This window comes from Bradyrhizobium sp. (genome assembly GCF_030654605.1).
In the GTDB taxonomy this organism is placed as follows: domain Bacteria; phylum Pseudomonadota; class Alphaproteobacteria; order Rhizobiales; family Xanthobacteraceae; genus Bradyrhizobium.
In genome coordinates, this window is the sequence record NZ_JAURXB010000026.1 from 1 (window position 1) to 26,017 (window position 26,017).

Sequence of the window (26,017 nt, forward strand, 5' to 3'; positions counted from 1 at the left end):
CTTTTCGCACCCCTCCCTCCACGCTCCCGTGCGCGTGGCGGGGAGGGGCCGGGGGCGGGGGTTAGCGCGCCACACGCGCGGGCAATGTTACTCGCCGATAGACCCCCCACCCCCGACCCCTCCCCGCCGCGTTCGCGGGGGGAGGGGAGAAGAAGGGCGACTGGGCCAAATTAGCCGGTAGGCTAGCAACGTCCGCGCCGCTGCAGCCGCATCCGTTCGCTGGCGATTTCGGAAAAGGCATCGCCAAGCTGATGCCGGTGGATGCCGATGTCTTTCAGCCCCCGGTCGTCGAGCTGGCGCAGCGCGGCACCCGCTGCTTCGCGCTCGCAACGGGCGATGATACCCGCAACCCAGCGGTTGACCAGGCGGTTCACAAGGCTTGCCAATCCTCCCGGCAATATCTCTGTGTCCGTCGATGACGGTTGGATGTTTGTGCGAATCGCAGTCATCACAATTTCCTGGAAATATTCCAATTCGGCGTCTGGCCGTCTGCCGCTTTACCAATAGGCCGCCCTGCGGGTTCCTGAAGCGATCTCCTGCTTCGTTTCAGCCGTACGGACTCCGGTATCAATTTTGTACAACACGACCCCGTGTGCCACGGCGATGCCGACGATGGCACCAATCAAGAATATTCGCTTCAACACGACTCGTTTCCTTTGGAATGGAGCAGCCACAGATAGGTCTCGACGCGCTCATCGTCATCCTCCATTCGGACGAAATCCGATTACAATATTTTGATTCACGATTGCGCGAGCCGCATGCCGGCTGCCCGCGTCCCCGCGCTCACCGAACCAGGCTGTGTCAGCTCGCCAGCGGTGTGGCGAATCCGGCGACCAGCTTGACCAGGTCGGCTTGACGACCGACGCCGGTCTTTTCAAACAGGCGGCTGAGATGGGTCTTGATGGTGGTGGCCGCGACGCCGAGCGACGCTGCCACCTCGGGAACGCCGCCGACGTCGACGATGGCGAGCAGCACGCGCAGTTCGGTCGGCGTCAGATTGTACATCTGGCCAATGACTCCGGAAGGCGAGAAAGCCTCGAGCGCCGCCTTGCGCACGAACAAGGCGGCTACCGCGTCGTAGGCAAGCCCGGTCTTTCGGCGTGCGCCCGAGGTCAGCGGCAACACGTGAGCGACGTAGCGTTCGCCACTGCGGGCGGTCAGCGGCAGGGCGATGCCCTTGACGCCAAGCGCCGCGTCGCCGCCGCCGGCGCCGAGCAGGATCTCGCGCAAGGCTGCGTTGACGGGCGCCTCACCGGCAACCAGCCGTCCGCAGGGCGTCCTGCGGAGAAAGTCGGCGGCGGCGAGTATGGTGCTGCCGGCCGCGTTGGCGTGGACGATGCGGCCGCCGGCGTCGACGAGGATCATGCCGGCGCTCAGCCCGTCGAGAATGTCCGTCAGGCAGGTTGCCTCGGCTTCCTTGTGATGGATGGTCCTGCCGATCAGAATTGCGCGACGGACGTGGGGTATGATCAGCGCCATGCGGCGGCGCATGTCGGCGTCGACCAGGCCGCTGGCCTCGCGTCGCGCGACACTGATAAACGTACAGCTGGTCGCCGACTTTTCGACCACCGCGCTGGCGATGTCGATCCACCCATGCGGCCGGGCCCATTCCCGATAGAAGCGGCCGCGGCGAAATTCCTCGTAGGGCACGAGATCGGTGGTGCTCACGATCTGCTCGACTCCGACCGACAGTGGGTCCGCCGTGGAATCGAGTTTCGGATAGCTCTCCGAATAGGCCCGCAGGCCCTCAGAGTCGTTTCCAATGTAGCAATACAGGTGTTCGGCGGTTTCCAAGGAGCTGCCTAAGGAACTGCCCAAGGCATGCTTCGAAAGCAGGCCGCCCGAATCGCCGCCGGCAAAGTCCGCAATCCTGTCGAGAACGTCGGTTCGATGGTCGGGATCGAACACGGCGTCGTAAATATCGCCGATTAACGCTGAAAGCTGTTCTCTATCATCCATTATTATCAGTCCCGGTAAAATGACGTGAAACGAAAATATCCCACTGTCGAGACATTACGATTCAGCGGCAATTCCGTGGCAGCGCAAACCGACCGCATCATTGCGTGGCGCGAAACGGCTAGCCGGGCGCTGCCTGCGATTTCACATGTTGGTTATCGGATGGATTAACCAAAACTGCGATACGGCCTCCTCTGATTGGAGGACGCTGCGGTCCAGGTAAGAAGCCCGTCGCAGGCGTCACGTCGATGGGCCGCAATACGATTCATGACTAGAGCGGCAAACCCACGCTGTGCAGCGCATCGACTACCCGGTCGCAATAGGATTGCGGCAGCGGCGGCAGGCCGTTCTGCACTTCCGAGACCGTCAGGTCCGGATAGTGCTCCCGCAGCGCCGTGACGCTGCGGCGGGCCTCGGACTCGGCTCCCACCAGCACATAAGCGGGGCACATGGTGCGGTGGATCCAGGTCGCCGACGGATGCTCGGCCAGCGCGCGCTGCTGCCAATGGGCGGCTTCGGTATAGCGGCCCGATTCAAAATGCGCGCAACCGATGCCGACCATGCTGTTGAACGCGAGGCTGTCGTTCGGCGCGAGGTCGAGCGCGATCTTGAGCCGCTCGATGCCCGAATCCGCGTCGTTGTTGTAGACGTCGAGCCATCCGCTCCGGCTCCATGCCCAGGCCGAGCCGCCGTCGATCGAAAGCGCCTTGCGGATCATCAGTTCCGCTGCTTCGAGGTCGTGCAGGAAGGTGAAGGCGTTGCCGAGAACGGCGAGCACGGTGGCGTCGCCGCCCAGGGTTTGCGCCTTTCGCGCCAATTCGGCGCTTCTGGCGCGGTCCTCGTTCGGTGTTGCGGTGAAATGATAGACCAGGCGCTGGCTATAGGCCCACGCCGCAAGCGCGGTCGCCAGTGCGTTGCCCGGATCACGCTCCATCGCGCGTTCCAGAAGGTCCAGCGCGTGGGCATTGCCTTCGGCATTGAGCGAAAGCACCCAGGGCATGGCCCGCAGGGCCATATCGTGCGGGCTCAGATCGGTCGGCGGCTTGCGGCCGGCGCGATCGATTTCCGCGAGGCGCAGGCATGGCTGCATCGCCGCGATGATCCTGGTGGCGAGATGCTCGTCGAGAGACGCGTCGTGACCAAGGGCACCATCGGAACGGTATGCCGTCAGATGACGGCCGGTTTCGGCATCGATCAGCCGGAACGTCAGGCGCGTTTGCCGGTCCGATCCGCTGATGGCGCCGATCAAGTGGTAGCGTGCCGCGCCGGGTTGCCGGACAACGGCGGCGCCGGCCCGCGTCAGGGCGATCGAAAGCTCATCGGCAATGCTGTGCGCGATGTCGCGGTGTTCGGGGCCGGCTTCGATCGGGCGCAGCGCGACGGTGGGCCGATCGCGGCTGGGGATGGTAAACGACGGCATCGACCTCAGCGCATCGGCGAAGACGGCCTGCCGCTTCGCGGTCTGCGACGGGGTTTCGCCAAAACGGCGGCGATACTCGACGGAAAACCGTCCGCAATGCGGGAACCCGCAGCGCTGGGCGACATCCATCACCTTGGCGTCGGGAATGCCCTGCAGCAGTTCGCGGCGCGCGGCCTCGAACCGGATATCACGCAGCGCTGCGCGGGGTGCCTTGCCGACGAATTCCCGGAATTGGCGCTGCAGCGTGCGGCTGGACAGGCCCGCGGCCTCGGCGAGTTCCATCACGCTCCAGTCACGCCCGACATTCGTGCGCATCGCATCGAGCGCGCGGCGGACGCCGCGCGGCAGCAAAGCCGTGCTCGAATCTCCGTTGGGACGTGCATTCATGAAGGAATCTCCAGCGATGTGATGATGAACACCAGGTTCGGTGAAAAATTTCATGATCGGGATAGCCCTGTCGCTAACTGGATAGAGGACAGCCGCCCTCTCAGTTACGTCCTTTGAGCGGGGATTAGGTTCAGATCAGGAGCAATTTTAATGACAGGCATGGCCGCAATCCGCTGAGCAAATGACCACGACAACGCACCGGTACCGGCAAGCCAGACGACACCGGTAGCATCAACATCACCAGAAAATTGAAACGGAGAATGATTATGACTCTATCCACCGCCGTTCAGAACGCCCCGCCCGCCCCGATCGATCTCGGAGCCCTCAAGACACGCCAGCAAGGCGCATGGTCTTCCGGCGACTATGCCGTGGTCGGCACCACGCTTCAGATCGTCGGCGAGGATCTGTGCGAAGCTCTCGATATCCACGCCGGACAGAAGGTGCTCGATGTCGCCGCCGGCAACGGCAATGCCACGCTCGCCGCGGCCCGCCGCTGGTGCGACGTCGTATCCACCGACTATGTACCTGCTCTGCTCGAGCGCGGGCGGCTGCGCGCCGCGGCCGACGGTTTGTCGATCGAGTTCAGGGAGGCGGACGCCGAGGCGCTGCCCTTTGCCGACGCCAGTTTCGACGCGGTGGTCTCGACCTTCGGCGTCATGTTCACGCCGGACCAGGAAAAGGCCGCGGCGGAGATGCTCAGGGTATGCCGGAGCGGAGGCAAGATCGGCCTCGCCAACTGGACGCCGGATGGTTTCATCGGGCAACTGTTCAAGACGCTCGGAAAATACCTGCCGCCGCCATCAGGCGCGAGGTCGCCCGCATTGTGGGGGACCCGGGCACGCATCACGGAGATGTTCGGGCCTTCGGCGCGGGCGATCAATGCGGTGCCGCGGAATTTCATGTTCCGTTACCGGTCGCCGGAGCACTTCGTGGAGATTTTCAGGACCTATTATGGTCCGATGCTCAAGGCCTTCGCCGCGCTCGATGCCGCCAACCAGCAGGGTTTGAGAGACGACCTGCTGGCGCTGATCGGGCGGATGAACCGCGCCGAAGACGGCACCGTGATCGTTCCCAGCGAATACCTCGAAATCGTCATCACCAGACGCTGATCGGTTCGTTCGCTGCTGACGGCCGCCGCACCGATTGATCATTGGTCCGGCGGCCGTGCGCCGAGTCTTGCCTGAATTGAAGTGGCTTGAAGGAGTCCTCAAAACCATGATCGAAGACATCGGCGGATGCATCGATTACGACGAAGCCGGAGCCGGCCCGACGGTCGTGCTGGTGCCGGGGTCATGCAGCACCGGCGCTGCATGGCGGCCGGTGATGGCGCGGTGGAAGAACAGTTTTCGCGTCGTCACCACGAGCCTGCTCGGATATGGCGGCACGCAGGAGCGCCGCAGCGTTGCCGATGCCGATATGGCTCACGAGGCCGAAGCGCTTGAAGCGGTGATACGGCGCGCGGGCTGCCCGGTGCATCTGGTCGGCCATTCCTTTGGCGGTCTGTCAGCCGTCGCGGTAGCGCTGCGCGGGCGCGTGCCGTTGCTGAGCTTGACCGTCGCCGAAGCGCCCGCGCCGGAGATCCTGCGGCACATGGGCGAGTACCGGCACTACCTGGCGTTCCGGACGATGTCGGACGCCTATTCCAGGGCCTATCAAGCCGGCGACAACGCGGCGATCGAACAGATGATCGATTTCTATGGCGGCGCAGGCACTTTCGCCGGTTGGCCGCAGCGCGTCCGCGATTACGCATCGCAAACCACGCCGGCCAACCTGCTGGACTGGGCCAGCGCCTATGGGTTCGATCTGACGCCCGGGTTGCTCGCGACGATCAGAATTCCGACGCTGGTGTTGTGGGGTGAGGCCAGCCATCCGGCCGCGAAGCGCGCGAACCAACTGCTTGGCCAGTTCATGCCGAACGCCAAGGTCGCGCAGATCGCCGGCGCGTCGCACTTCATGATTGCGACCCATGCCGCCGACGTGGCCGGCATGATCGCGCAACACGTCGCGAGCGTGGAGGACAGGGCGGAGGCGGCGATCTGAAACAGACTCCATCGTTGCTCGGGCGGCACATCCCATTCCCTCATGGTGAGGAGCACGAGGGCAGCGCGCTTGCGCTGCGCGCGTGCGTCTCGAACCATCTGGCACTGTGCTTGTTGCCATCCTTCGAGACGCCGCGCGAAGCGCGCGCGGCTCCTCAGGATGAGGCCAAAGTTTGCTGAAACACAACAAACGTCAAGCTGAAGAGCGAGCGGCTATTCCACGATGGCTTCGCCCGAACCGCCGAGCTCCTTGGGAAAATCCTTCAGCTTCGGCAGGCCGTCCCGCATCGGCAGCACCGTCTCGGCATAGTTGACGTGAACGCCGGGAACGAAGGCGAGGGTGGGGATGGTCGCGGCGAACACGTCGACGAGGCCGAATGTCGGATGGTTGGTCATCAGGTGACCGCCGCACTTCGCGCAATATTGCCGTTGGCTGAGCGGGGTCTTCTGGAAGGTCGCGACATGCTCCTCGCCCGCGGTAATTCGCACCGCTGCCGGCTTCCACAGGCTGAACGCGTTGACGGGGCCGCCCGACCACGACTGGCAGGAACGGCAGTGGCAATAGCCCATCCCCTCCGGCTCACCGCTGACTTCCAGTCTGACCGTGCCGCAGAAGCAGCTTCCGATATGAGCCATGTTCTTCCTTTCGAGTCCGATTGATACGGGTCCGCCGGCGCGCGCCGGGGACTGCCATTTCAAGCGTTAGCAGGCGAGTTGCCGCGTCGCGTCGGTCGATCGGATGACGAGGTGTCCCTCGTCGTGAATTTCACGGCTGCGATGTATCAGCGATATGGCGGCCTGCGATGTAGCCGAAGGTCAGTGCGGGCCCGAGCGTGATGCCGGCGCCGGGATAGTTGCCGCCCATGATGCTCGCCATGTCGTTGCCGGCGGCATAGAGCCCGTCGATCGGGTGGCCGTCGGCGTCGAGCGCGCGAGCATTGGCGTCGGTCTTGATCCCGGCATAGGTACCGAGATCGCCGATCACCATTTTGATCGCGTAGAACGGCCCTTGTTCGACCGGGCCGATGCAGGGGTTCGGTCCATGCAGCGCGTCGCCCTGAAAGCGATTATAGGCGCGCGATCCCTTGCCGAAGGCGGTATCCTGTCCGGTCGCCGCCGACGCATTGAATTGTGCGATCGTCGCTTCCAGCCCGCGCGCATCGATGCCGGCCTGCGCGGCGAGTTCCGCGAGCGTCGCGCCGCGCATCAGGTAGCCGGTCTTGACGTGACGGCCGATCGGCATCGGAAACGGCGGCACGCAGCCCAGGCCGTATTTGCGCAGGGTCTCGTGATCGCAGATCAGGAAGGCGGCGATCTCTTCGCCCGGCCTGGCGGCCTTCATCATTGCCTGGACGAAGTCGTGATAGGAATTGCCCTCGTTGGCGAAGCGCGCGCCGTCGCGCATCACGGCAATCACGCCGGGCTTGGCGCGATCGATGAAATGCGGCATCACGCCGCTGCTGCCATCCTTGCGCGTGGTGACCGATACCGGCACCCATGCCGCGGCATTCGGAAGCGTGTCCTCGACACGCCCGCCGACCGCTTCAGCCAGGCGCAGGCCGTCGCCGGTGTTGCCGGCAGGACCCGGTGAATAATGCTGCGTGCCGTCAGGCGCATGCGGAAACATCGCCTTGCGCCTCATGACGTCATGCGGAAAGCCGCCGCAGGCCAGCACCACACCGCGTCTGGCGTGGACCCGAATCAGGCGCCCCTCGCGTTCGACGATGGCGCCGCGCACCGCGCCGTCCTCGACGATCAGCTCGCGGACCGGGGACGACAGCCACAAGGGTATGTTGAGGTCGAAGGCGGATTTCGCCAGCCGTCCGGCCAGCGCGTTGCCATTTGTCAGTGTCATGCCGCGCCCGTAACGCATCACGTCCATCAGATGGCGGGACAGCCGCTTGGCGACAAAGATCGCCGAGGCCAGCGACTTGGTCACGCGCATGAAATGGATGATTTCCTTGCCAGACCCCAGCATCATGCCGAACACGGTCAATTCCGGCAGCGGCGCGCCGAGTGTTTTGACATGCCCCCCGAGTTCGCGGCCGTCGAACGGCCGCGTCACCATCGAACGGCCGCCCTGCGTTCCGCCGGGCGCTTCCGCGTGATAGTCGGGAAACACCAGCGGCATGTCGAAGCGCAGCGCCGTTTTCGAGGTGAAGAAGTCGACGGCCTCTGGTCCTGCGGTCAGGAAGGCATCGACCCGCGCCGCGTCGAAACTGTTGCCGGCTTCATGCCGCAGATAGGTTCGCGCCAGGTCCGGGCTCTCGTGGATCCCCCAGGCCCGCGCCAGCGACGTGCCGGGAATCCAGAGCCATCCGCCGGAACGCGCCGTGGTGCCGCCGAAGCGTGGCTCCTTTTCGACAATGAGGACATTGAGGCCGCGATGACCGGCTGTGACGGCGGCGGACATGCCGGCGCAGCCGGAGCCGACCACGAGCACGTCGCATTCGTAAGATGTGTCTGCGCCAGTGCGCACGCCGTCAGTCACTCGACCCTCCCGGTTCTTTATGCTTCTGTCCGAACCTACAATAGCATCACCCATGCTGTCGCGCATGCTGACAGAAGGGAACGAACTGGCTATCAATGGATGCGCTGGGGAGGAAAAATCGATGCTTGATAAAGTCGATGTCCTGATCGTCGGTTCCGGGGCATCGGGCGCCGCGGTGGCCTGGAGTCTGGCCGATACCAGGATGCGGATCGTCTGCCTCGAGCAGGGCGACTGGGTGAAGCCGACGGATTATCCCAGCAACGGCAGGGACTGGGAAGCGCGGCTGTTCAGCGATTTCGCCATCAATCCCAACCGCCGGGCGCGGCCCACCGATTATCCGATCAACGACGCCAATTCGCCGATCAAGGTGGTGAATTTCAACGGCGTCGGCGGCAGCACCATCATGTACACGGCGCATTTTCCGCGCATGCATCCCTCGGACTTCAAGGTGCGCACGCTCGACGGCGTCGCCGACGACTGGCCGGTCGACTACGCCACGCTGGAGCCGTACTTCGCCGAGAACGACCGCATGATGGGTGTCTCGGGTCTCGCGGGTGATCCGGCCTATCCGCCGCATCAGCCGCCGATGCCGCCATTGCCGCTCGGCAAATCCGGCGCGCGGTTCGGCAAGGCGATGAACCAGTTGGGCTGGCACTGGTGGCCGTCTGACTCGACGATCGCGACGTCGGACTATGAGGGGCGGGCGCGCTGCATCAACCTCGGCCACTGCACGCCCGGCTGCGCGCAGGGCGCCAAGGCCTCTACCGACATCACCTATTGGCCGCATGCGATCCGCGCCGGCGTCGAGCTTCGCACCATGTGCCGGGTTCGCGAGGTCACGGTCGACGCATCAGGCATGGCTTCCGGCGTGATCTATTACGACGCCGAGGGCAAGGAGCAGTTTCAGCCCGCCGAAGTCGTCATCCTCGCCTGCAACGGTGTCGGCACGCCGCGCCTGATGCTGAACTCGGTCTCGGCGAAATTCCCCAACGGTATCGCCAATTCCTCGGGGCTGGTCGGCAAGAACCTGATGTTTCACCCTTATGCCCAGACCTACGGCTATGTCGACGAACCGCTCGACGGCAATCACGGCCCGCCGCTGTGTCTGTGGAGCCAGGAATTCTACGAGACCGACCGGAAGCGCGATTTCGTGCGCGGCTATACTTTCCAGTTCGGCCGCGGCGTCGGCGCCATCATGGAAGCGATCATCAGTTCCAATGCCGGGCGGCTGCCCTGGGGTGATGACCATCATTCGGTCTATCGCAAACTGCTGAACCATCGCATCTCGCTTTCGGCGATCTGCGAGGATCTGCCCGAGGAGCACAACCGCGTCACGCTCGATCCGGACCTGAAGGATTCCAGCGGCATCCCGGCGCCAAAACTCGACTATACCATCAGCGCCAACAGCCTGAAGATGATGGACCATGGCATCGCGCGCGCGAAGGAGGTGCTGGCCGCCGCCGGCGCCAGCAATATCGCCGTCGAGAGCCCGATCCTGAACGGCGGCTGGCATTTGCTCGGCACCGCGCGCATGGGCACCGACCCGGAACGTTCGGTGGTGAACGAATGGGGCCGCTGCCACGACGTGAAGAACCTGTTCATCGTCGATGGCAGCATCTGGGTGACCTCAGGCGGCGTCAACCCGACCTCGACCATCCAGGCGCTGGCGCTCTATATCGCCGACAGCATCAAGCAGCGTCTTGCCAATTTGTTCGACTGAGGGCGATTTCATGCAGAACCAGGATCTCTCCGCCGACCAGGTCCGCGACTTCCGCGCGCTGGCCGGCATGATCATTCCCGCCAGCGCGGTCTATGATGTGCCCGGCGCCGATGACGACAAGATATTCGACGACATCCTTCGTAACCTGGAGCGCGACCGCGATGACATCCGTCGCGCCCTGTCGCATCTGGCCGCGATCGGGGGGGCTGCCTTCGCCGATCTGGAACCGGATCACCGCGCCGATGCCACAAAGGCGTTTCGCGAGGTCGGCGGTGCGCCGCTGGCGGCATTGGTCCGCGTGGTGCTGCTTTGCTACTACCGCGACGACCGGGTGATGCGATCGCTCGGCCAGGAGGCTCGCGCGCCTTTTCCGAGGGGGCATGTGGTGGAGCAGGGCGACTGGTCGCTGCTCGATCCGGTCCGCGCCCGGCCGCCGATGTATCGGACGGTAGATTAGCGGCGCTCCTTCACCCCCCTCCCTCCACGCGCCCTTGCGCGTGGCGGGGATGGGTCGGGGGTGGGGGGTGCTTCCGCAAATTCGCTATCAGTTGTTCGCGCTGATAGACCCCCCACCCCCGACCTCGAGAGCGAGCTTCGCTCGCCTCGGACCCCACCGCTCGCTTCGCTCGCGGGGGGAGGGGAGAAGAAGTTCAGACCGCGCGGCTGCGCGCCTTCGTCTTCGGCATCTCCGCCACCGCCACCCGCTTGCCCGGTCCGGGATGCACATGGACGCCCCTGGCGGTGACCGGTTCGCCGCATTCCGAACAGACCAGCACCGGATCGAATATCTTGCCGCAGCCCTTGTGCTCATGGAGCAGGGGCCTGCCGCGTTCGTCGACCATGTGGGTATCGCCCCAATGCACGATCGACAGGATGATCGGGTAGAGATCGAGGCCCTTCTGGGTCAGGATGTATTCATGCCGCTTCGGCGACTCCTGGTACGGAATCCGCCTGAGCACGCCGAGGCGAACCAGTTTCTTCAGCCGCTCCGCGAGCAGATGCCGGGTAATCCCCAGCGCCGACTGAAAGCCCTCGAACCGCCGGGTTCGCAGAAAGCACTCGCGCAGGATCAGGAGGCTCCAGCGGTCGCCGATCACCGCGACGGTGCGGGCCAGCGAACATGGCTCCTCTTCGAGTTCGTCCCACTTCATCGTGCGCTCCGGTTGGCCCCATCGAGATCGGCATTACATTCCAAATCAGAACTATTGGAGCGATACGTAGAATTTTGTCCCTACAAAAGAAGAGCATATCACTGCTTTATTGACAGTTCAATTATAGAACTTTAACATTGCAGGTGCCGTGTCCGCATCCGACCGGGAGAACAGCCTTGCAGAAGAGAAACGCGACGGTGGCCGTGATCGGCGCCGGTGACTTCATCGGCAGCGAGATCGCCAAAAAGTTTGCTTCCGAGGGATTCACGGTGTTCGCCGGACGCCGCAACGGCGCCAAGCTCGACCCGCTGGTCAAGGAGATCGAGGCGGCCGGCGGCGAAATTCACGCCCGATCGCTCGATGCGCGCAAGGAAGAGGAAATCATTTCCTTCCTTGGCGATGCCGACAAGCACGCGCCGCTCGAGGTCTGCATCTTCAACGTCGGCGCCAACGTCAACTTCCCGATTCTGGAGACCACCGAACGGGTGTTCCGCAAGGTCTGGGAAATGGCCTGCTATTCCGGCTTTCTTGCCGGCCGGGAGGCCGCCCGCCTGATGCTGCCGAGAGGCAAGGGCAACATCTTCTTCACCGGTGCGACCGCCAGCCTGCGCGGCGGGTCGGGTTATGCCGCGTTCGCCAGCGCCAAGTTCGGCCTGCGCGCCGTGGCGCAAGCCATGGCGCGCGAACTTGGTCCGAAGAACATCCACGTCGGTCACCTGATCATCGATTCCGGCGTCGACACCGAATGGGTGCGCCAGCGGCGGATCGAGGCGTTGGGACCGGGCGCACTCGACAACCCCGATCTCCTGATGCCGCCGTCGTCGGTCGCGGAATCCTACTGGCTGCTGTATCAACAGCCGCGCAGCGCCTGGACGTTCGAACTTGAAATCCGTCCCTTCGGCGAAAAGTGGTAAACCCAGCGTTCGTCATGGCCGGGCTTGACCCGGCCATCCACGTCTTCCTTTGCTAAGGCGAGGCTAAGACGTGGATGCCCGGGTCAAGCCCGGGCATGACGAGCTTTGCCAATGGCCTATGTTGCCTTCGCGGCCTTGGGACAATGATATAGGCTTGCCAGGACCTCGTCCCCATCAGAACCGGAGGAATTCGTGAAAACAGCCATCACTGAAATGTTCGGCATCGCGCATCCCATCATTCAGGGCGGCATGCATTATGTCGGTTTCGCGGAGCTCGCGTCGGCGGTGTCCAACGCCGGCGGCCTCGGCATCATCACCGGCCTGACGCAGCGGACACCGGAATTACTGGCGAAGGAAATCGCGCGCTGTCACGACATGACGGACAAGCCGTTCGGCGTCAACCTGACCTTCCTGCCGGCCTTCACCGCGCCGCCCTATCCGGAATATATCGCCGCCATCCGGGAAGGCGGTATCAAGATCGTCGAGACCGCGGGCCGCAGCCCGGAGCAATACATGCCGGCGCTCAAGGCCGCGGGCATCAAGGTCATCCACAAATGCACCTCGGTCCGTCACTCGCTGAAGGCCGAGGCGATCGGCTGCGACGCGGTCAGCGTCGACGGCTTCGAATGTGGCGGGCATCCCGGCGAAGACGACATGCCGAACATGATCCTGCTGCCGCGCGCCGCCGAGGAATTGAAGATCCCCTTCGTGGCGTCGGGCGGCATGGCCGACGCGCGCAGCCTGGTGGCTGCGCTGGCGATGGGCGCGGCCGGCATCAACATGGGAACGCGCTTCATCGCGACCAAGGAGGCGCCGGTGCACGACAACGTCAAGAAAGCGCTGGTAGCGGCGTCCGAGCTCGACACCCGCCTTGTCATGCGCGCGCTCCGGAACACCGAGCGGGTACTGAAGAACAAGGCCGTCGACCGGCTTTTGGAAATCGAGCGCGAGAAAGGTGCCAGCCTGAAGATCGCCGATATCCACGACCAGGTCGCCGGCGCCTATCCCAAGGTCATGATCGACGGTGATATGGATGCGGGAGCCTGGAGCTGCGGCATGGTGGCCGGCCTGATCAACGACGTGCCGACGGTGAAGGAATTGATCGACCGCATCATGGCGGATGCCGAGCGCATCATCCGTGACCGGCTGGTCGGTTTTCTCGACGGCACCGGTCAGGCGCAGCCGGCGAAAGTCGCCTGAAGTGAAACGCGTTCTCCCCAAAGGAATTCCTGAATGACAGACTATGTGAAAACCGAAGTCGCGGCCGGAATCATGACGCTGACGCTGGCCCGGCCGGACAAGAAGAACGCGCTGAGCAGCGCCATGTACAGCGCCCTGTCGGACGGGCTGGAGCGCGCGGAAAAGGACCCGGCGATTCGGGTCGTCGTATTCCAGGGCGATGGCGACAGCTTTACGGCGGGCAACGATCTCTCGGATTTCGCCGCCCAGGCCATCGGCAAGGACCAGGGCGAAAACCAGGCGGGTCGCTTCATCAAGAACCTCGGAAAGGCGACCAAGCCGCTGATCGCGGCCGTGCAGGGCAACGCCGTCGGTGTCGGCACCACCATGCTGCTGCATTGCGATCTGGTCTTCCTGGCCGAAACGGCGCGGCTGATCACGCCGTTCGTCAATCTCGCTCTGGTGCCCGAGGCGGCATCGAGCTGGCTGTTGCCGGCGCGGATCGGCCACGTCCGCGCCTACGCCATGTTCGCGCTCGGCGAACCGCTCGACGCGGCGTCGGCGCTGGCCTGTGGCCTGGCCAACGCGGTGGTGCCCGCAACCGAGCTGCGCAGCCGGGCGCGCGCGGCGGCGGAAACACTGACCAGGCGTCCGGCCGGCGCGCTCAGCCACACCAAGGCGCTGATGCGCGATTTCGAAGCGATTGCCGCACGGATCGATCGCGAGAGCGCGATCTTCAAGGAGCGGCTGCAGACCGCGGAGGCCCGCGAGGCATTCACGGCATTCGCCGAGCGCCGTCCGCCGAATTTTTCGAGCGCTGCGGGGTAGTTGCGTCGGGTGTCTTCTTCCTTCTCCCCTTGTGGGAGAAGGTGGCGCGAAGCGCCGGATGAGGGGTCCTATCCGCGGGCAAACCATTTGTTGAGCCAAACCCCTCACCCGTCTCGAATGCGCTAATCCCGCATTCGATCCACCCTCTCCCACAAGGGGAGAGGGGAAGATCACCTGCGACAAATTAGCCCGTCGGGCAAATCACTTCGGTTTAACAGAAGTAGTGTCAAGCCCCTCGCGAAAAAATATTTCTGTTTTTCGGAAATGAAAACCAGGCTATATGATTGGCCATCCCGTCCCACTCAGGGGGGCGTTGCGCAACGTACCGGCGCGGGGCGGGGAAGCGGTGGACGCGGATGGCGCTCCTGACGAGGGCATCTGAAGCGGACGGCGAAGTCGTGGGGTTCCGACACCCTCAGGCTGGTGTCAAGTTCGCAGCTTAAGGCAGCGCGGGCGACGGTGGCAAAGTGCATAGCTCGCCGAGGAGACCACGTATAAGCCGTAAACTGCCGCGCAGGGAAAGTCGGATTGCCTCCGCTGGACCTGTATGCTCGTGTGCGTTTTCTACCACTTCCATTGCACGCGAGACCGCGGGTGCAGCGCGCATCCGGCTTTCCCTGCGCCCTCTGACTGGAGAGGGCGGACGTTAATGGCAAAGCTCGGGCGAATAGCGCCGCGAGAACGCGAAAGTGTGTTTGTTGTTGGAACTTCGAATTGGCAATTCACATCTCGTCGTCCCTGCGAACGCAGGGACCCATACCGCGTTGCGCTCTCGTTCAAGCGAGAACGGATGACGCGTTCTTCGCCAGGCTGGCGCCGGTGGTTATGGGTCCCTGCGTTCGCAGGGACGACGCTGAGAGAGCATCGCGGAAACCGTAGCCCCGTAGATGGGGTAACGGGCCCCGGTCCACCCTCCAAGCCAGCCGCGCTAGCTACGGCGCTGTTTGATAGCGCGCGTCGCGCGGCTGGCTTGGAGGGTGGGCGGTCGTCCCTCACATGATGGTGTGGCGGAGTCGAGGGATGGACCTCGCTCCAAGCATCGAGGAGAGACGACCATGGAGTATTATGCGGGAATCGACGTTTCATTGGAATACTCGAGCGTATGCGTTGTGGATGGGACCGGCAAAATTTTTAGGGAGGCCAAGGTGGCCAGCGATCCGGCTGCGTTGATCAGCTGGCTCAAGTCGCTGGACTACGGACTGAGCCGGGTCGGGCTGGAAGCGGGGCCGTTGTCGCAGTGGCTTTATGCGGCGATACGGGAAGCGGGGCTGGCGGTTGAGCTTCTGGAGACGCGGCATGTGCGCAAGGCGTTCGAAGCGATGCCGGTGAAGTCGGACCGCAACGATGCCCGCGGCATTGCGCAACTGATGCGGTTGGGTTGGTTCCGGCCGGTGCATTGCAAGTCGATGGATGCGCAGGAAGTTCGGGCGGTGCTGACAGCACGCAAGCTGGTTCAGACCAAGTGTCAGGATGTCGAGAACAGCCTGCGCGGGATCCTGCGCGGCTTTGGGCTGAAGGTCGGCAAGACGACTGATAAAAGCTTTGCCGGTCGCATCCGGGAACTGGTGCAGGGCCATCCAAGCCTGGAGGCGGTCGGCGAGGCGCTGCTCTCGGTGCGAGCCGTTCTGCTGAAGGAGTTTAATGCGTTTGAGAAGCGGGTGCGCGCGATGGTGCGTTCGAATGCAAAAGCCAGGCTGTTGACCTCGACGCCGGCGGTGGGCCCGATCGTGGCGCTCACCTACGCTTCAGCGATCGACGATCCGGCGCGGTTCAAATCGTCCAAAGATGCGGGTCCGCATTTCGGACTGACACCGAAGAAGTATCAATCCGGCGAGACTGACTACTCGGGACGGATCAGCAAGATCGGCGACGCCGCCGTGCGCGAGGCGCTTTACCAGGCCGCCCACGTCATGCTGACCAAGCCGCTCAAGGGCTGCTCACAGCTCAAGAGCTGGGCGATGCGGATCGCCAAGCGAGCCGGCATGAGCAAGGCGAAGGTCGCGCTAGCGCGCAAGCTCGCTGTAATCCTGCACCGGATGCTCGCCAACGGAACGCCATTCAACCCCGCTGCGTCAGCAGCCTAGCAGGGAGAAGAGCCAGGTTTTCGGGCGGGTCACGACACCAGCCTTCCCGAAGCGAAGTCCCTTCGCCGGGACGATGGATCAGGTCAGGCCGTCATCCGGGATGTCGACACATCGAAAGATGTGATCACGCTTCCGTAGATTGGCCGGCCTATCCTCATGAACCCCATCAGGCGACGGCCTTGCGCCGATCCCGTACAGAAGCATGTCCCCGGCGAGTGGATAACGCAAATAGGGATTGACTTATAGAGGCCCGTTACAGAAGCCCGGATGGAGCGCTTGCGAAATCCGGGGCCGCCGTCGCAGCGATTCCCGGATTGCGCCATCGGCTCGGCGCTGACGCGCCAACCCGCCGGCTCCATCCGGGCTACGTCAACGCGGTTCGGTGACGATGGTCTGCTTCAACACCTCGAACACCGAGGCCGTATCCTGCTCACCCAGCCCCATCGCCATCGCCTGCGCGTAGACCGGCTGCGTCAGCGTAAACAGCGGGGTGGCGCAGCCGACCTCGGCGGCGAACGCGGCGATGATGGCCATGTCCTTTTGCCACATCGACACCTTCATGGTCGCGGGCTCGTAAACACCTTCCGCCATCATCGGCGCGCGCATCTGGAACATCCGGGAGCCGCCGGCGCCGGGACCAACCATATCGACCACCATGTTCGGATCGAGCCCGGCGCATTGCGCCAGCAGCATCGCCTCGGCGGTGGCGACGTTGTGGATGGCGACCAGGTGGTTGGCGATGAATTTCATTCGGCTGCCATTGCCGTAGGCGCCGAGATCGGCGCTTTGCCTGGCGAAATCGGCAAACAGATCGGCGCATCGGGCAATGGCGGCACTGTCGCCACTGGCGTAGACCACGAGATCGCGATTTTTGGCCTGCGCGCCGGTTCCACTCAGCGGACAATCCAGCGCTATATGGCCAGCCTGCGCCAGGATGCTTTCGAAGCGAAGCTTGTCGGCGATGGTGAGGGTGGAGAGTTCGATCACAATCCGCGGCGGCGCGACAGAACCGGCGATACGCTGCGCGACATCCTCAACGGCTGCGGGACTCGGCAGGCTGGTCAGGATGATGGGCGCGCTGCCCGCGACCCCGGCGGCATCATCGGCGATCGTGACACCGGCCTGCGCAAGCTCGGCGCATCGTGCGCCATCGAGGTCAAAGCCGATGACGCGCCACCCGCGCTCGACGAGATTGCGGGCGATCGCGCTTCCCATGATGCCAAGCCCGACGATTCCAACGGTCTTGTCCATCCGCGTTCGCTCCCAGTACCGGCCGCGCCTTGAATAGTTGATGATCAGGCGATAAACAATCATCGGATAGCTTCGACCGGTCAAGCAGGTTTCGCACCGATCGGCCGCATCTCGAGACCGCGCCGAGCGGCGAGATTGCGGGAAGGCTGAAATGGGAGGTGTTGGCGAAATGCCAAAGGCAAGTCCGCCCGGAGATATCAGCATCTATGCCGCCATGATCGACCGTGCGAAGGCGCTGGTTCCGCGCTTGCGCGACCGCGCGCCCAAAACCGAGGAGTTGCGGCGTCTGCCGCCGGAGACTGAACGCGACCTGCATGATGCCGGTCTGTTCCGGATCGTGCAGCCGAAGCGGGTCGGCGGCGCCGAACTCGATTACGTCGCGCTGGTCGATTGCGCCGATGTGCTGGCGCGAGGCGATGCGTCAGTGGCCTGGAATTTCGCCAATCTCGCCAGCCATCACTGGATGCTCGGCATGTTCGACCGGCGCGCTCAGGATCTGGTCTGGAACAAGGATGTTGACGCGCTGATTGCGTCCTCGTTCATTTTTCCCAGCGGCCGTGCCAGCAAGGTCGATGGCGGATACAGGCTGCGCGGCCACTGGCCGTTTTCTTCGGGCGTGAGTTCGAGCGAATGGAACATGCTTGGCGCGGTCGTCTCGTCCGAAGATGAAGCCGATGGCATCGAATACAGGATCTTTCTGCTCCACAAGAACGACTACGTGGTCAAGGACACCTGGAATGCGAGCGGGTTGCGGGGGACGGGATCGAACGATGTAGAGGTCGCCGACACTTTCGTTGCCGAGCCGATGACGGTTGCCGTGGGGGAGCTTGCCGGCGGTCCGACCCCTGGAAGCCCCGACAATCCCAATGCGCTCTATGCGCTGCCGGTATTCTCGCTGTTTCCCTATGTGCTGTCAGGCGCGGCGCTGGGTAACGCGCAGGCCTGCCTGGACGACTACATCGACATCACGCGCCATCGGGCGTCGACCTATAACCGCGCCAAGCTCGGCGATTTCCAGAGCACGCAGATCAAGATTGCCGAGGCCTCCGCCAAGATCGATGCCGCCCGACTGATCATGCGCTCGCGATGTATCGAGGCGATGGCCGATGCGCGCTCCGGCCGTATCCCCGACATTGCCGCCAAGACCAGGTTGCGGCGGGACGGTGCTTATTCCGTCAATCTATGTACCGAGGCGGTATCGCTGTTGTCGTCCGCCAGCGGCGCGCGCGGCCTGTTCACCACAGGCGCGTTACAGCGGCAGTTTCGCGATGCCCACGCCATTAATTCGCACCTCGCGTTCAATTTCGATGCGGCCGGCACCAATTACGGCCGGGTGGCGCTCGGCCTGCCCTCCGAAAACCTGACGCTCTGAGGCCCGGGGGATGACCGACGCGCCCAAGCATCCGATTGATCCAGATCCGGCCAACGAGTTGGCCAGTGACAACTCGGCGATCAATCCCAGGGACTTTCGCAACGCGCTGGGCACCTACGCCACCGGCGTCACCATCATTACCGCGGTTGCGGCCGACGGCAGGCCCTATGGGCTGACCTGCAATTCGTTCGCCTCGGTATCGCTGAATCCGCCGCTGGTGCTGTGGAGTCTCGGCATGTTTTCGCAGGGGCTCAGCACGTTCCAGAACGCCAGCCATTTCACCGTCAACGTGCTGGGCGCATCGCAGCAGGCGCTCGCCAACAAATTCGCGAAATCCTCGGAGGATAAATTCGCAGGCGTCGAGTGGACGCCTGGCCTCGGCAATGCGCCGGTGCTCGCGGACAGCGTGGCGAATTTCCAGTGCCGCGCGGCCAATCGATATTATGGCGGCGATCACGTAATATTCCTGGGCGCGGTCGAGGCCTATGCCTACAACGGGCAGGAGCCACTGTTGTTTGCGCGCGGCAGTTACGGCCGGTTTCTCAAGCCGGACGGCGCGTCATGAAGAAGGTCCTGCCCAGGCGCGCCCGCGCCAAGCAGAAGCGGCTTTCTCCCGAAGACCGCCGCCGGGAGTTCGTGGCCAAGGCCACCGAATTTTTCTCGGAAGAAGGATTTGACGGCGGCACCCGCGATCTGGCGCGGCGGCTCGGCGTCACGCAGCCGCTGCTGTATCGCTACTTTCCGAGCAAGGACGATCTGATCAAGGAAGTCTATCGCACCGTCTATCTCGAGCCGTTCGATGCCGGCTGGGAGAAGCTGCTGACCGACCGCTCGCAACCGCTTCGCGAGCGGCTGCAGGAATTCTATCAGGCCTACACCGATGTGATCTTCACCCGCAAATGGCTGCGGATCTATTTCTATGCGGGCCTGAAGGGGCTCGACATCAACCGCTGGTACATCGGCGTGGTGGAGGACAAGATTCTGTCACGCGTCGTGAGGGAATGCAGGCATGAAGCGGGGCTGCCGGAGCAAGGCGAGCCGACCGCGGCTGAAATCGAGATGGCGTGGGTGCTGCAAAGCGGAATCTTCTATTACGGCGTTCGCAAATACATCTTCGAGTCCCCGGTCCTTGAAGACAAGCGCCAGGTGATCGGCGACGCCCTGGATGTCTTCCTGACCGGGTTCGCACGGGTCTTCGCAACCGCCACAGGCCCGCGGCGCGCCCCGGCAAAGGCGGTTGGATGAGTGAAGTTGGGATATGCGGCCCGGACTATGATTTCGACATTTCCGCCCGGTACCAGTCGCCGATCTCGCTGGCGGTCATCAGGGCGACGCCGTCATGGCCGATGACATAGTCGAGCAACGCTTCCAGATATTTGATGCGATGCGGGACACCGGTGATGTAGGGGTGAATCGAGATCGCCATCACCCGCGCATTGTCGGCGCCTTCGAGGTAGAGCTGGTCGAACTGGTCGGTGCAGCGCTGCAGGAATTGCTCGGATGTCAGGTGCTGCAGCGCGTGGATGACGATGTCGTTGGTCTCCACCGAGTAGGGAATGGTCGTGATGGTGCCGTGCGGCGTCGCGATGTCCTGCGGAAGATCGTCGATCACCCAGTCCGCGACATATTCGATGCCGTTGAGGCGCAGCAGATCGAGGGTGTCGTCGGTTTCCGTCAGCCCCGGACTTTCCCACGATCGCGGCGGCTTGCCGGTGAATTTGGCGATGGTCTCGACCGACCGCCTGATCGCATCGGCCTGGTTGTCAAGTTTGTGCATCGGCCCCTGAACGAAACCGTGGCCCATGAATTCGAAGCCGGCTTCGAGCGCGGCCGATGCGACGCGGGGGTAGGAGTGGCAGACGTTGGCGTTCAGCGCCAGGGTCACCGGCATGTTGCGGTCGGTCAGCGCCTTGAACTGCCGCCAGAAGCCGGCGCGCATGCCGTATTCGTGCCACGACCAGTTCGGTACGTCCGGCAGCAGCGGTTGTCCCATCGGCGGGCTCAGCACGGTTCGCGGCATCGCGTTCTCGATCCGCCATTCCTCGACATTGAGGATGACCCATACCGCGAGCTTCTTGCCGCCGGGCAGCCGGAGTTTTGGCCGGTCGACCTGCGCCTGATATGGAATGCGATCGGTCAGAGCCACGGCGCCCTCCAAAGTGGATTTATCGGATCATTCCGCCGCGCTGGAGCAGGCGGTGCTACCGGCATCGACGAGCGGCATTACCTGCTCGGCCATCAAAATCATGGACTGGCGTCCGAGCTCGCGGTCCTTCCAGTCCTTGCCTGCATAGAGCAGCGTGCCGAATGGGCCAACTTCGTCCTGGAAAGCCAGCAGTTGATCCGCGACGCTTCCAGGCGTCCCATGAATGATCAGTCTGTCGCAGATCATTTCCAGCGTCACTTCATCGTCGCGCTGGTCGCGGCGGGTCTTGAACAGCTCGATGCGGCCGTTCATCTTCAGCTTGGTGAACAGCGAACGATAATAGGAGACGTAGGGTCCGTCGGGATCGGTGGCATAGGCCTTGGCGGTCGCCGCGTCCCTGGCGACGAATACGCTTTTTGCGACGCGCCAGTTGGCAGGATCGGCCGGACGGCCGCCGCGTTCGCAGCCTTCGACGTATTTCGGCCAGTGGCTTTTCACCCAGGCCGGCATCAGGAAATTGGCCGAGATCGGATCCCAGCCGCGCGCGGCAGCCTCGGTAACGCCCTTCGAGAACGGCGCCACCGCGGTGACGACGATGGGCGGATGCGGCCGTTGCAACGGCCGCGCAATGATGCCCTGGCCGATATCCCTGATCAGGGTCTTCTGCGTCGAGACGTTCCAGTATTTTCCCGCGAGATTGTACGGCGCCTCGCCGGACCAGATCTCCAGCACCTGGTTGATCGACTCCAGAAACATGGCGTTGCGATCGGCGTCGAGATTGCCGAACAATTCCGCGTCCGACAGCAGGCCGCCGGGGCTTATTCCAAAGATCAGACGGCCATCGAGCATGTGATCGAGCATGGCGAGGGAGGCGGCGACGGCGGCGGGGTGGGTGTTCGGCATGTTGATCGTACCGGTGCCGAGCCTGATCTTCCTGGTGGCGGCCGCGATCCACGCGATAAACGCGATGCAGGAGGTGATGTTCTCGGCTTGATCGGTGACATGTTCGCCGACATAGGCCTCGGTAAATCCCAACTCGTCGGCGAGCAGGAAAGCTTCGCGGTCCTCCTGCAGGGACTGACGCCAGTCCTTCCCGAGAGGATGAATCGGCATCGTGAAGAATCCCAGATTCATTGCCGCTCCTTTCTGGGGCCGCGTCAGGACAGCATCGTCCGTTGCCGATACCATTATGACAAGTCCGGAAGGCCAGTCACCAGAAATAATCGCTCGATAAACAAACTTGACCTTTCGGAGGCGTCGCCGTCTAATCCAAAGAAAATACGCCAAGAGGATCCGGGGAGGCCACGTCGAATGAAAGCCGCGGCTTTCGCTTACGCACGCGCGACCAGCGTTGGCAATGCTTTGGAATTGCTCAAGGCGTATGGCGACAGGGCGAAGGTGCTGTCGGGCGGCCAGAGCCTGATGCCCGCGATGAATCTGCGCCTGATCTCACCCGAATTCATCGTCGACATCGGCGAACTCGCCGAGCTGCGCGGCATTATGGTGACCGACGGTGTCGTCAGGATAGGCGCGCTGACCCGTCATGTGGATCTCCTGACATCACCTGATATTGCCGCGCACGCGCCGCTGTTGACCGAGGCGATTGCCCATGTCGCGCATCCTGCGATCCGCAACCGCGGTACGCTCGGCGGCAGCCTCGCCCATGCCGATCCGGCCTCTGAGCTGCCGGCCTGCATGGTCGCGCTGAATGCGACCATCATCGTGCGCGGTCAGGCTGGCGAGAGGCGGGTTGCGGCCGTGGACTTCTTCAAGGGGATCTATGAGACAGACCTGTCGGCGGAGGAATTGCTGATATCGGTTGAACTGCCGGTGGCGGGCAAGAATTCCGTACATTACTTCCACGAATTCGCTCGGCGGCATGGCGACTACGCCATTGCCGGTCTGGCGGCGCAGGCGACCGTGGAAAAGGATGTCTTCACCGATCTGCGACTCGTCTTCTTTGCCGTCGGCGATCGGCCGGTGTTGGCCAGAGCCGCAACAAGACTGGTCAACATTACCATCACGCCCCCGGTGCTGGCTGCAGCTTCCAGCGCCTTAAGCGAAGAGCTGGACCCGCACGATGACCAGCAGGCGTCTGCCGCCATGCGCCGGCACCTTGCGAAGGTGCTGCTGGCGCGGGGCGCGTCCGCGCTACTGAACCAACCTGATCTCAATGCCGGGGGGCGTGCATGACGGCTCCCATGCCAATCTCGCTCGAGGTGAACGGCGAGCGCGTCGATGCGCAGGTTCTGCCGCGCCTCAATCTGGCGGATTTTTTGCGGGAACAGCTGCAGCTGACCGGGACTCATGTCGGCTGCGAGCATGGGGTCTGCGGTGCCTGCACGGTGCGGGTGAACGGGGAGATCGTCCGTTCCTGCCTGATGCTGGCCGTGCAGACGCACGGCGCTTTCGTTCAAACCATCGAGGGGTTGTCTGATAGCGGCGAGGTCGCCGATCTGCAGGCGGCCTTTCGCGAACGCAACGCCTTGCAGTGCGGGTTCTGCACGCCCGGCATGCTGATGGCGGCGCAGGATCTGCTGAAGCAGCAGGCTGCGCCCGACCGCGAGCAAATACGCGAGCACCTTTCCGGCAACTACTGCCGCTGCACCGGCTACCAGGCCATCATCGACGCGATCGAGACCACGGCACGGGTGCGTGGCAGAGGCACGGCATGACCATCACGTCATCGAATCCCGAAATCCTCTCGGAGCTCGATCGGCCGAACTCCTATATCGGCAAGTCGGTGCCGCGGCCGAATCTCGAGCGGTTGATGCAGGGACGCGGGCTCTATGTCAGTGATATGGAGCTGCCGCGCATGGGGCATGTGGTGTTCCTGCGTTCACCCCATGCGCATGCGAGGATCGCCGGCATCGATGTCGCCGCGACGAAGGGCGTACCAGGTGTCATCGCGGTCGTGACCGGCAAGGAGCTTGCCGCCGTCATCACGCCGTGGGTCGGCGTGCTCTCGCATTTGAAGGGCCTCAAATCCGCCCCCCAGCACGCCATCGCCATCGACCGCGTCTGCTGGCAGGGCGAAGCCGTCGCCGCCATCGTGGCGACCAGCCGCGCCGTGGCGGAGGACGCCGCGGAAATCGTCAGGGTTGACTACGAGGAACTGGAAGCCGTGACGGACATGCGCACCGCGCTCGATCCGGCAACCCCTGTGATTCATCCCGCGCTCGGCGACAACCTGGCTTTCGAGCGCAACCTCGACGCCGGCGAGGTCGATGCGGCGTTCGCCAGCTCCGATGCGGTGGTGGAAGCCGACTTCATCTTCGGACGGCACACCGGCGTGACGCTAGAGCCGCGCTCGGTTGTCGCCGACTGGAACGCCGCCGAGGCGAGGCTGACGATCTACCAGGGCACGCAGGCGCCGCACATGGTGCAGAACATCGCAGCACTCCATCTCGGGCTCGAGGAATCGCAGGTCCGTGTGGTCTGCAAGGATGTCGGCGGCTCCTTCGGCATCAAGGTCCACATCTACGCCGACGAAATGGCCACCTATGCGCTGTCCAAATTGTTGCGCCGGCCGATCAAGTTCGTCGCCGACCGGGTCGAGAGCTTCAATACCGATATCCATGCTCGCGACCATCGCTGCCGGGGGCGGATCGGCGTCAAGCGCGACGGGATCATCACGGCGTTCGAGATCGACGATCTCACCGGCATCGGACCCTATTCGATGTATCCGCGCACCAGCGCCATCGAAGCCAACCAGGTCGTCAACCTCGTCGGTGGCCCCTATGTGACGAGGAATTATCGCGCGCGGGCCCGCGTCGTGTTCCAGAACAAGAATGTCATGTGCCAGTACCGCGCAGTCGGCCACCCGATCGCGTGCTCCGTGACGGAAGGCCTGGTCGATCTGGCGGCAGCCAAAATCGGGATGGATCCGGTGGAAATCCGCCGTCGCAACCTGATTGCGGATGACGCCTACCCTTGCGCGTCGCCGTCCGGCTTGCGGTTCGAATTGCTGTCGCATCACGCAGCGATGAACAAGCTCATGGCGATGATGGATTACGACGCGCTGCGCGCCGAACAGGCGACGTTGCGAAACAAGGGCATTTACCGTGGCATCGGCATTGCGAGCTTCATCGAAGTCACCAATCCCAGCGCGGCGTTCTATGGCGTTGGCGGCGCCAAAATATCCTCGCAGGACGGCGTTGCGATTCGGCTGGACGCCCAGGGTTCGGTGATCTGCCAGACCAGCATCACCGAACAGGGGCAGGGCTCGGAATCGCTTACCGCGCAGATCGTCGGCAGCGTGCTCGGCGTGTCGATGGAGCGCGTCCGCGTCATCCTGGGCGATACCGACAACACGCCCTATGGCGGCGGCACCTGGGCCTCGCGCGGCGCCGGCATCGGCGGCGAGGCTGCACTGCAGGCGGCTAAGATTCTGCGCAAGAATATCCTGGATGTCGCGGCCGCCATCCTGCAGTCCTCGCCGAACGAACTCGACATATCAGGCAATGCGATCGTGAATGCCGGCGATGGTGTGTTGCGGATGGAGTTGCGTGAGCTCGCGCGGATCGTGTACTTCCGTCCCGACACCTTGCCGCCGGGCATTCAGCCCGAGCTGATGGCGACGCGCCACTTCGTGCCGCGGGAGTATCCGTTCGCCTTCACCAATGGCGTCCAGGCCTCATGGCTGGAGGTCGACACTGACACCGGCTTCGTCAAGCTGCTCCGGCATTGGGTCGTCGAAGACTGCGGCACCCTCATCAATCCGCAACTGGTCGACGAGCAGATCCGGGGCGGCGTGGTGCAGGGCCTCGGGGCGGCGCTGTTCGAGAAGTGCGTCTACGACGAGCGCGGGCAGCTGACCAACGCCAATATGGCCGACTATCTGGTGCCGATGTCCGGCGAAATGCCTGACATTGACGTCGGTCATGTGGTGTCGCCGACCTCGGAAACGGAGCTGGGTGCAAAGGGCGCGGGCGAGGCCGGTACGGCCGGGGCCGCCGCAGCGGTGGCCAACGCGGCGAACGACGCGCTCGGGCCGTTCGGTGCCGTGATCACCGAGATTCCGCTGACGCCGCAGATTATCCTGAAGGCGTTGGGACGAATTTGAACAGGGCGAGGCGG

Annotated in this window: 23 protein-coding genes; 14 read left to right on the plus strand and 9 right to left on the minus strand. The window is 63.6% G+C overall.

Going from position 1 to position 26,017, the window contains the following annotated elements:
* Window positions 1-182 precede the first annotated feature (182 nt).
* The 3 genes from Q7U29_RS02400 to Q7U29_RS02410 form a co-directional block, all read right to left on the minus strand.
* Window positions 183-449: a DUF1127 domain-containing protein gene (locus tag Q7U29_RS02400; protein WP_304737928.1), complete on the minus strand. Its 267-nt coding sequence runs from the start codon at window positions 447-449 to the stop codon at window positions 183-185.
* Between the two features lie 352 nt (window positions 450-801).
* The gene (locus Q7U29_RS02405; protein ID WP_304737930.1) at window positions 802-1,959 is read right to left on the minus strand and encodes a helix-turn-helix transcriptional regulator; all 1,158 of its coding nucleotides are present in this window, start codon (window positions 1,957-1,959) and stop codon (window positions 802-804) included.
* 268 nt (window positions 1,960-2,227) lie between these two features.
* Complete coding sequence (locus Q7U29_RS02410) at window positions 2,228-3,763, minus strand: helix-turn-helix domain-containing protein (protein ID WP_304737934.1); 1,536 nt, start codon at window positions 3,761-3,763, stop codon at window positions 2,228-2,230.
* Window positions 3,764-4,029: 266 nt separating this feature from the next.
* Between Q7U29_RS02410 and Q7U29_RS02415 the strand changes: the two genes are divergently transcribed.
* Window positions 4,030-4,872 (plus strand): class I SAM-dependent methyltransferase, encoded by an 843-nt coding sequence (locus Q7U29_RS02415; protein WP_304737936.1) that lies wholly within the window; start codon window positions 4,030-4,032, stop codon window positions 4,870-4,872.
* A 106-nt stretch (window positions 4,873-4,978) separates the two neighbouring features.
* Window positions 4,979-5,803, plus strand: a complete 825-nt coding sequence (locus tag Q7U29_RS02420; protein ID WP_304737939.1) for an alpha/beta fold hydrolase — start codon at window positions 4,979-4,981, stop codon at window positions 5,801-5,803.
* A gap of 212 nt (window positions 5,804-6,015) precedes the next feature.
* On the opposite strand, the gene Q7U29_RS02425 is transcribed toward Q7U29_RS02420, so the two are convergent.
* Complete coding sequence (locus Q7U29_RS02425; RefSeq protein ID WP_304737942.1) at window positions 6,016-6,438, minus strand: GFA family protein; 423 nt, start codon at window positions 6,436-6,438, stop codon at window positions 6,016-6,018.
* Window positions 6,439-6,568: 130 nt separating this feature from the next.
* Complete coding sequence (locus Q7U29_RS02430) at window positions 6,569-8,293, minus strand: FAD-dependent oxidoreductase (RefSeq protein WP_304737945.1); 1,725 nt, start codon at window positions 8,291-8,293, stop codon at window positions 6,569-6,571.
* A 121-nt stretch (window positions 8,294-8,414) separates the two neighbouring features.
* Between Q7U29_RS02430 and Q7U29_RS02435 the strand changes: the two genes are divergently transcribed.
* Together Q7U29_RS02435 and Q7U29_RS02440 are read left to right on the plus strand one after the other, a co-directional pair.
* Window positions 8,415-10,013 carry a GMC family oxidoreductase gene (locus Q7U29_RS02435; RefSeq protein WP_304737948.1) on the plus strand — a complete coding sequence of 533 codons (1,599 nt, stop codon included), beginning with the start codon at window positions 8,415-8,417 and terminating at the stop codon, window positions 10,011-10,013.
* Window positions 10,014-10,023: 10 nt separating this feature from the next.
* Window positions 10,024-10,470, plus strand: a complete 447-nt coding sequence (locus tag Q7U29_RS02440) for a hypothetical protein (protein ID WP_304737951.1) — start codon at window positions 10,024-10,026, stop codon at window positions 10,468-10,470.
* 193 nt (window positions 10,471-10,663) lie between these two features.
* Here Q7U29_RS02440 and Q7U29_RS02445 read toward each other — a convergent pair whose 3' ends face one another.
* A complete protein-coding gene (locus Q7U29_RS02445) occupies window positions 10,664-11,164 on the minus strand; it encodes a helix-turn-helix domain-containing protein (RefSeq protein ID WP_304737953.1) in 501 nt (166 codons plus the stop codon).
* 176 nt (window positions 11,165-11,340) lie between these two features.
* Here Q7U29_RS02445 and Q7U29_RS02450 point away from each other — a divergent pair, with 176 nt between their 5' ends.
* The 4 genes from Q7U29_RS02450 (at window position 11,341) to Q7U29_RS02465 (ending at window position 16,169) form a co-directional block, all read left to right on the plus strand.
* On the plus strand, window positions 11,341-12,078 hold the full coding sequence (locus Q7U29_RS02450; protein WP_304737956.1) for an SDR family oxidoreductase: 738 nt from the start codon (window positions 11,341-11,343) through the stop codon (window positions 12,076-12,078).
* A gap of 192 nt (window positions 12,079-12,270) precedes the next feature.
* Complete coding sequence (locus Q7U29_RS02455) at window positions 12,271-13,278, plus strand: nitronate monooxygenase family protein (RefSeq protein WP_304737959.1); 1,008 nt, start codon at window positions 12,271-12,273, stop codon at window positions 13,276-13,278.
* Between the two features lie 33 nt (window positions 13,279-13,311).
* Window positions 13,312-14,085: an enoyl-CoA hydratase gene (locus Q7U29_RS02460; protein WP_304737961.1), complete on the plus strand. Its 774-nt coding sequence runs from the start codon at window positions 13,312-13,314 to the stop codon at window positions 14,083-14,085.
* Between the two features lie 1,055 nt (window positions 14,086-15,140).
* Window positions 15,141-16,169: an IS110 family transposase gene (locus Q7U29_RS02465; RefSeq protein WP_304737964.1), complete on the plus strand. Its 1,029-nt coding sequence runs from the start codon at window positions 15,141-15,143 to the stop codon at window positions 16,167-16,169.
* A gap of 369 nt (window positions 16,170-16,538) precedes the next feature.
* On the opposite strand, the gene Q7U29_RS02470 is transcribed toward Q7U29_RS02465, so the two are convergent.
* Window positions 16,539-17,483 carry an NAD(P)-dependent oxidoreductase gene (locus Q7U29_RS02470; protein ID WP_304737966.1) on the minus strand — a complete coding sequence of 315 codons (945 nt, stop codon included), beginning with the start codon at window positions 17,481-17,483 and terminating at the stop codon, window positions 16,539-16,541.
* A gap of 106 nt (window positions 17,484-17,589) precedes the next feature.
* On the opposite strand from Q7U29_RS02470, the gene Q7U29_RS02475 reads away from it, so the two are divergent.
* From Q7U29_RS02475 to Q7U29_RS02485, 3 genes are read left to right on the plus strand one after another with little or no spacing between them, the layout of a single operon-like run.
* Window positions 17,590-18,792 (plus strand): acyl-CoA dehydrogenase family protein, encoded by a 1,203-nt coding sequence (locus tag Q7U29_RS02475; protein ID WP_304737969.1) that lies wholly within the window; start codon window positions 17,590-17,592, stop codon window positions 18,790-18,792.
* 10 nt (window positions 18,793-18,802) lie between these two features.
* The gene (locus Q7U29_RS02480; protein WP_304737972.1) at window positions 18,803-19,357 is read left to right on the plus strand and encodes a flavin reductase family protein; all 555 of its coding nucleotides are present in this window, start codon (window positions 18,803-18,805) and stop codon (window positions 19,355-19,357) included.
* Window positions 19,354-20,037 carry a TetR/AcrR family transcriptional regulator gene (locus Q7U29_RS02485; protein ID WP_304737975.1) on the plus strand — a complete coding sequence of 228 codons (684 nt, stop codon included), beginning with the start codon at window positions 19,354-19,356 and terminating at the stop codon, window positions 20,035-20,037. The genes Q7U29_RS02480 and Q7U29_RS02485 overlap by 4 nt, the downstream gene beginning before the upstream one ends.
* A 25-nt stretch (window positions 20,038-20,062) precedes the next feature.
* Here the strand turns inward: Q7U29_RS02485 and Q7U29_RS02490 are convergent, their stop codons facing one another.
* Both Q7U29_RS02490 and Q7U29_RS02495 read right to left on the minus strand, forming a co-directional pair.
* Window positions 20,063-20,938, minus strand: a complete 876-nt coding sequence (locus Q7U29_RS02490) for a polysaccharide deacetylase family protein (RefSeq protein ID WP_304737977.1) — start codon at window positions 20,936-20,938, stop codon at window positions 20,063-20,065.
* A gap of 27 nt (window positions 20,939-20,965) precedes the next feature.
* The gene (locus Q7U29_RS02495) at window positions 20,966-22,072 is read right to left on the minus strand and encodes an LLM class flavin-dependent oxidoreductase (protein WP_370691683.1); all 1,107 of its coding nucleotides are present in this window, start codon (window positions 22,070-22,072) and stop codon (window positions 20,966-20,968) included.
* A 177-nt stretch (window positions 22,073-22,249) separates the two neighbouring features.
* Between Q7U29_RS02495 and Q7U29_RS02500 the strand changes: the two genes are divergently transcribed.
* From Q7U29_RS02500 to Q7U29_RS02510, 3 genes are read left to right on the plus strand one after another with little or no spacing between them, the layout of a single operon-like run.
* Window positions 22,250-23,131 carry a xanthine dehydrogenase family protein subunit M gene (locus Q7U29_RS02500; protein WP_304737982.1) on the plus strand — a complete coding sequence of 294 codons (882 nt, stop codon included), beginning with the start codon at window positions 22,250-22,252 and terminating at the stop codon, window positions 23,129-23,131.
* Entirely contained in the window at window positions 23,128-23,613 is a 486-nt protein-coding gene (locus tag Q7U29_RS02505; protein WP_304737984.1) for a (2Fe-2S)-binding protein, read from the plus strand. Before Q7U29_RS02500 ends, Q7U29_RS02505 begins: the two co-directional genes overlap by 4 nt.
* Window positions 23,610-26,003, plus strand: coding sequence for a xanthine dehydrogenase family protein molybdopterin-binding subunit (locus Q7U29_RS02510; protein WP_304737987.1), 2,394 nt, complete (start codon window positions 23,610-23,612; stop codon window positions 26,001-26,003). The genes Q7U29_RS02505 and Q7U29_RS02510 overlap by 4 nt, the downstream gene beginning before the upstream one ends.
* Window positions 26,004-26,017: the final 14 nt, after the last annotated feature.

Excerpts from the sequence above, each read along its gene's own strand:
- Q7U29_RS02405 (WP_304737930.1), bottom strand. The coding sequence starts at position 1,959 with ATGGATGATAGAGAACAGCTTTCAGCGTTAATCGGCGATATTTACGAC.
- Q7U29_RS02425 (WP_304737942.1), bottom strand. The coding sequence starts at position 6,438 with ATGGCTCATATCGGAAGCTGCTTCTGCGGCACGGTCAGACTGGAAGTC.
- Q7U29_RS02460 (WP_304737961.1), top strand. The coding sequence starts at position 13,312 with ATGACAGACTATGTGAAAACCGAAGTCGCGGCCGGAATCATGACGCTG.
- Q7U29_RS02415 (WP_304737936.1), top strand. The coding sequence starts at position 4,030 with ATGACTCTATCCACCGCCGTTCAGAACGCCCCGCCCGCCCCGATCGAT.
- Q7U29_RS02420 (WP_304737939.1), top strand. The coding sequence starts at position 4,979 with ATGATCGAAGACATCGGCGGATGCATCGATTACGACGAAGCCGGAGCC.
- Q7U29_RS02500 (WP_304737982.1), top strand. The coding sequence starts at position 22,250 with ATGAAAGCCGCGGCTTTCGCTTACGCACGCGCGACCAGCGTTGGCAAT.
- Q7U29_RS02400 (WP_304737928.1), bottom strand. The coding sequence starts at position 449 with ATGACTGCGATTCGCACAAACATCCAACCGTCATCGACGGACACAGAG.
- Q7U29_RS02475 (WP_304737969.1), top strand. The coding sequence starts at position 17,590 with ATGCCAAAGGCAAGTCCGCCCGGAGATATCAGCATCTATGCCGCCATG.
- Q7U29_RS02435 (WP_304737948.1), top strand. The coding sequence starts at position 8,415 with ATGCTTGATAAAGTCGATGTCCTGATCGTCGGTTCCGGGGCATCGGGC.
- Q7U29_RS02480 (WP_304737972.1), top strand. The coding sequence starts at position 18,803 with ATGACCGACGCGCCCAAGCATCCGATTGATCCAGATCCGGCCAACGAG.
- Q7U29_RS02510 (WP_304737987.1), top strand. The coding sequence starts at position 23,610 with ATGACCATCACGTCATCGAATCCCGAAATCCTCTCGGAGCTCGATCGG.
- Q7U29_RS02495 (WP_370691683.1), bottom strand. The coding sequence starts at position 22,072 with ATGAATCTGGGATTCTTCACGATGCCGATTCATCCTCTCGGGAAGGAC.
- Q7U29_RS02470 (WP_304737966.1), bottom strand. The coding sequence starts at position 17,483 with ATGATTGTTTATCGCCTGATCATCAACTATTCAAGGCGCGGCCGGTAC.
- Q7U29_RS02465 (WP_304737964.1), top strand. The coding sequence starts at position 15,141 with ATGGAGTATTATGCGGGAATCGACGTTTCATTGGAATACTCGAGCGTA.
- Q7U29_RS02485 (WP_304737975.1), top strand. The coding sequence starts at position 19,354 with ATGAAGAAGGTCCTGCCCAGGCGCGCCCGCGCCAAGCAGAAGCGGCTT.
- Q7U29_RS02410 (WP_304737934.1), bottom strand. The coding sequence starts at position 3,763 with ATGAATGCACGTCCCAACGGAGATTCGAGCACGGCTTTGCTGCCGCGC.
- Q7U29_RS02440 (WP_304737951.1), top strand. The coding sequence starts at position 10,024 with ATGCAGAACCAGGATCTCTCCGCCGACCAGGTCCGCGACTTCCGCGCG.
- Q7U29_RS02505 (WP_304737984.1), top strand. The coding sequence starts at position 23,128 with ATGACGGCTCCCATGCCAATCTCGCTCGAGGTGAACGGCGAGCGCGTC.
- Q7U29_RS02445 (WP_304737953.1), bottom strand. The coding sequence starts at position 11,164 with ATGAAGTGGGACGAACTCGAAGAGGAGCCATGTTCGCTGGCCCGCACC.